Raw genomic sequence first — 797 nt, 5'->3', positions numbered from 1 at the left:
ATTGCCGAACATGCTGGCATCCGGACATCCTATCTCGTCTGTCTTCCGCTGATCATTTACGCGCTCTTCTCGGCCAAGGCGCTTGCTACGCTCCGGGCTGCCGGCGGAGGTAGCGCTGCGACTGCTCGGAGCGTCAACGGGTAACGGATTGTGCTGCCGGTTTTTGGCCGCGCGATTGGTTCGGCGAAACCCCGAACGAGCACGTATTAACGGCCTGCTCGGTGCTCTCCCTAAGCAATACGGCTGGCACTGCAGGTCGAAGTAGATCGCCTTGCGAGATTGAAGGTCAGTCGCGCGTCTGGTCGAGGGAATTGCGGTCGCAGGCGCGAGGCCACTTGCTTGCCGTCGAGTTTGTTGACGGCAAAGCTATCTGAGCCGGCGGGCTCGACCACGTCGGTCAGGCGATCGCCCTCACCATTGTGCCCCATTGATCACCTATAAACCAGCCTGGCGATGACTCTTCGCCAAATTTGCAGACGAACGGTGGTCTTGAACGGGATCGAACCGGCGTTGGCTAATCGTGAAGCACCTGAGTCATAGACCGCTGTGTATGAGGTCTTGGCACCATGTCAGAGACAACCCTCGGACCGGAATGGAGAGCTTTTGATGGGCTGGAAAACACCGAAGATCGAATACGTGAATGGCTATAAGATCGTTGAAGTTGAGGGGCCTAGCTTCAAAGTCTACGATGGCGACCGTCAGCTCGGGGACGATTTCCCCTACCCCGGAGAAGCTGCTGCTTACGCAACCTCGTTGCCAAAACGGGATCATCCACGCAGCTAGGCGAAACGCCGCGG

1 protein-coding gene and 1 pseudogene are annotated in these 797 nt (G+C 58.0%); both read left to right on the top strand.

Annotated elements, in window-relative coordinates; genetic code table 11:
• Nucleotides 1-144: pseudogene (locus G9X67_RS35200) on the top strand (MFS transporter); the annotation flags it as partial.
• A gap of 462 nt (nt 145-606) precedes the next feature.
• The gene (locus G9X67_RS30405) at nt 607-783 is read left to right on the top strand and encodes a hypothetical protein (protein ID WP_018071841.1); all 177 of its coding nucleotides are present in this window, start codon (nt 607-609) and stop codon (nt 781-783) included.
• Nucleotides 784-797 lie beyond the last annotated feature (14 nt).

This window comes from Rhizobium sp. WYCCWR 11152 (assembly GCF_013087615.1).
Classification (GTDB): Bacteria; Pseudomonadota; Alphaproteobacteria; order Rhizobiales; family Rhizobiaceae; genus Rhizobium; species Rhizobium indicum.
This window is presented reverse-complemented; position numbering and strand designations above follow the sequence as displayed.